The following is a 3,731-nucleotide window of genomic DNA, read 5'->3' as shown; positions in this document are numbered from 1 at the left end:
ATAAACAAATCCCTCCAGTGTTTTTACTGACAGTATGGGCATTTTCCCAACTGTCTACACTAGAGGGATAATATCAAAGAGGTGGGGGGTTCTTTTTCCGCAAATTCACATGAAATGGTCTAATTAAGAAAATGGACAAGGAAACACACAGCGCGATCAAAAGGGCGGTGGGAAGATATCCAAAAAGAAAATGGGGCAGCGAAAAAGAGGATGAAAACCGCATGCTCGCTTAAGCCAAAAGCAGCGATTCCCCTTCGGACTCGCTCGTAAGACATTGGTCATAAACCAAGGGGTCTCGGTCGAAATTTTAACAATTGCATATAAAAACAAAATGTTGTATATTTATAAAAAAGAACCTATGATCATACGATAGCGAGGGAGCCCGATGCACATTAGTCATGCCGTCACGAGCGATGTGAAAGAAATACATGCGTTAATTCAACACTTTGCGGAAAAGGGATTGGTGTTGCCCCGCTCGTTATTATCGATCTATCAGCACTTGCAATGCATGTATGTGGCCAAGGAGAATGATCAAATCGTCGGCACAGCGGGGCTGCATATCTTGGGGCACGATCTCGGGGAAGTCCGTTCGTTAGTCGTATCCCTTGATTATATGGGAAAAGGAATCGGCCGCATGCTCGTTGACCATATTACGAACGAAGCCATCCGACTCGGAGTGAAGCGATTAATCTCCTTCACATACCAAATCGAGTTTTTTCAAAAATGCGGATTTGAAATTGCGGAAAAAGCAACGCTGCCTGAAAAAGTATGGATCGACTGTGTCAATTGCCCGAAACTCGACTGTTGCGATGAAACGGCCATGATTAAATACCTTTGATCCTTCTCCCACCTGCATAGCGGCGAAGGGGTGGGAGATTGTTTTTTCGAAATACCCGCCCCTCGGCAAGCAGTGAATGGGATCATCTCCTCCCAAACAATCCCGCCTGCAGGTGGCACAGGGAGAACATCGATGATGAGGACGCTGATTTCCCGTTTCCCTTCCACTCATGTTGAGAAGCGGAGACCTTCTCGGCTTGAAAGGATGAAACAACCGCCCCTCGACGGAGCGGTCTCCACATCATCTTCCTTTTCCCTGATGCCATCTCCCTGTGCTTTCAATGATTTGTTCCAACGAATACTCCACCTTCCGCCAAGTTCTTCGTCAATTTTTTGCGATGAGGCGACGAGGCGGGCGGGATCGCCCGGGCGGCGGTCGGTGTAGGCAATGACCGCTTTGCGGCCATTGCCTTTTCGTATTTCTTTGACCAATATCCTAAAAGACTAGTGAGGAATCGTCATTTCTCCATGATCCATCCGTTTTCTAGGAAGGAGGACAGAGATTGTAAGTGCTTTCTATTTGAGAAAACATTTGCTTTAGCCATACTCCCCAACCAATCACCAGACCCATCAAATTTTAACCACACCGCCCCTCAGCGCCCCCATCCCCTCAAGCGTGTCCCCTCACTCCACTTTCTTGCCCATCACCCGCTCGATCATCCCCAACAAGGCAAGCCTTCTTTTTTCAAAAAATTGCTCAAAATCATTGGCCCTTATGGATGCCACATCCATGACATGTGTTTGCAGTATTTCATCCAATTTCGTTGCCGGAATGTCTCGTTTTTCTTCCAATTTTCGCAAATATACACTTGGGGCATCATGGCCAATGATCCGGTTGGTTTTATAAGACAACGGGGTTTTATTAATAATGGAATCATACTTGGTTTTCTCAATCCCTTGTCTTTCGCAATAGTCGCGCGGAAAAATATGGTGAATATCAATCGATTCTCCATAGTACGTCTGAATATCGATCGGTACGCCAGATAAGAAATCCCGCACCCCTTCCCTCATTAACAACGCATGCAAGCCTTTGTAAGCGGCACTATTTCGAGTGCGCAACGTCAAGAGGCGATCAGCGGCGAAATTGGCATCACGCACTGTCGTAGGCTCCGCGCCGCCGTGAACCCATTCGATGACCTCGACCAAGTCACGTGCAATCCGCGTCTCCGTCGCTCCTCCATACAGTTCGCCCAACACGCCGCACCAATACCAGCGGGCGATTCGGTCACGGACATGGACATTATGCGCTTCTCTCCCTAATTCTACAAAAATGGCCGCCAGCGGGATCAACTGGGTTCCGTACGGCAAGTCGCGCGCGGAAAACACATGCTGCTCGTGCAAAAATTGGGCCGCCTGAATAAAACCTTCCGTGACGCGGTCAGCCCAATCCCGGTAATCCGCCAGCTTCAACTGCAAGATGTCGCGCCGCTTGCAGCTGACCGCCACTCCCCCCCCCCCCCGCTTTTCGTCGATTGTAAGTGGCCAACAACGCAACCGCCTGCAGGAAGTCGGTGCTGCTTATATCGGACAACACTTTGTTGTAAATTTCTCCGGATTTCTTTAATTTCGCTTCCCTGTCCGTCCAATCATCCCTCAACTTAAAGTCTTCCGCCGCAAACGTGGCCGTAAGAAGCTCGAAGACGGTCAGAGATACGCCCCCTGTGTTCACATTTTCGAACACTTGGCAAACCGCCTCTTTCGGGGTCGGCTTCCGAAGCATAATGACAGGCACTTGGTATTGCTGGAAACGGGGAAATACGTCCGTCATCAACTTTTGCCATTTCAATGACCGTTCCGCAATTTTCGTCGGATCAGAAAAATAGCGTGTCTGCCATGCTAACAATCCCGCAGGGTCAAGAAGCAAGTTAACTGGAAGCATTCCCGCCTCACATTCTTTATCCAAGTCAGAACAGTCAAGGGCGATTTTCCCCCCTGGCCCTCGAATGATTCGATCTTCAGGAACACTGACAATCGTTTCTTCCCGGTCTACGCTAGGGTCCAAAATTTTATCAATGTCAATGTAGTAGAACCTTTTGATTTCCTTCCCCCTCTTGTCTCTTGTCACCACAGGCGCCTTTAATTTCAATGACTGGAACAGTGCCGTCAGCCGTTGTTGACCGTCAAGAATAAGTCGTTCTGGTTCCACCCGTTGACTTTCATCCATCCCTTCAACCGGTCTTGAGGCAAAACGGACATCCGGATTTCCCGTCTGCAGCATCATCACTGCACCAATCGGGTAAGAGAGGGAAACACTGATTAAAAGATTCCGAATTCGCTCGTCATCCCAAACCCATCCCCGTTGAAAATCAGGAAGCTGTGTTCGGCGTTCCTGAATGCTTTCAAGCAAGTCAAGCAGACTCTCTACCGTACTGTCAAACGTAGTAATGGCGCTCATTTTCTTCCTCCTCGTTTCATAAGAAATCCTCTCCCACTATGTGCGCTTTCGTTTCCCAATACGGTCAAACCGCCATACCACACCAGTTCCCCGTCACCCAACCGTATTTGCAAACTTCAGCAACAGCACTTTCCATAATGATAAGCCCAATTTTAAGGAGAGCAACTTTTTACTTCGACACTTGCATTTGTAATCCTCTTCCTGATACGGAACTTTCACAAAAATATCCTTATTCCATACCACCGCCATTATGAACTTGTGGTCGACAAATATAAATAACTGTAGATGAGCAAATTTGCTAACATAAATTTACAACCAAACAAAAAAGGAGACATGAACCCGATTCCTTGTTTAGAATAGATGTACCACCAACTACCCACAAGGAGGTTCATGTCTCATGAATAGATTAGCACATCATCAAGTGTAAATTATCATTTTATTTCAGCACAAAACACCCATTTTTTTGCACATTCTTTCAGAAAGCCCTCTCCCCTTTTCT

At 47.4% G+C, this 3,731-nt stretch carries 3 protein-coding genes and 1 pseudogene; 1 reads left to right on the top strand and 3 read right to left on the bottom strand.

Translation table 11 applies throughout. The annotated features are described in order from the left end of the window. The first annotated feature begins 385 nt into the window (after positions 1-385). Positions 386-838, top strand: a complete 453-nt coding sequence (locus ABS784_RS16645; protein ID WP_033012638.1) for an N-acetyltransferase — start codon at positions 386-388, stop codon at positions 836-838. Between the two features lie 240 nt (positions 839-1,078). Here the strand turns inward: ABS784_RS16645 and ABS784_RS16640 are convergent. From ABS784_RS16640 to ABS784_RS16630, 3 genes and pseudogenes are all read right to left on the bottom strand, one after another. Next, positions 1,079-1,251 (bottom strand): annotated as a pseudogene (locus ABS784_RS16640) (UDP-glucose 4-epimerase GalE); the annotation flags it as partial. A 210-nt stretch (positions 1,252-1,461) separates the two neighbouring features. Beyond that, positions 1,462-2,283, bottom strand: coding sequence for a hypothetical protein (locus ABS784_RS16635; protein WP_235045613.1), 822 nt, complete (start codon positions 2,281-2,283; stop codon positions 1,462-1,464). Then, entirely contained in the window at positions 2,216-3,232 is a 1,017-nt protein-coding gene (locus ABS784_RS16630) for a DUF262 domain-containing protein (protein ID WP_352513323.1), read from the bottom strand. Before ABS784_RS16630 ends, ABS784_RS16635 begins: the two co-directional genes overlap by 68 nt. Between the last annotated feature and the right edge of the window lie 499 nt (positions 3,233-3,731).

Source organism: Geobacillus sp. G4 (assembly GCF_040327975.1).
Lineage (GTDB): Bacteria > Bacillota > Bacilli > Bacillales > Anoxybacillaceae > Geobacillus > Geobacillus thermoleovorans.
This window is presented reverse-complemented; position numbering and strand designations above follow the sequence as displayed.

Excerpts from the sequence above, each read along its gene's own strand:
- ABS784_RS16645 (WP_033012638.1), top strand. The coding sequence starts at position 386 with ATGCACATTAGTCATGCCGTCACGAGCGATGTGAAAGAAATACATGCG.
- ABS784_RS16630 (WP_352513323.1), bottom strand. The coding sequence starts at position 3,232 with ATGAGCGCCATTACTACGTTTGACAGTACGGTAGAGAGTCTGCTTGAC.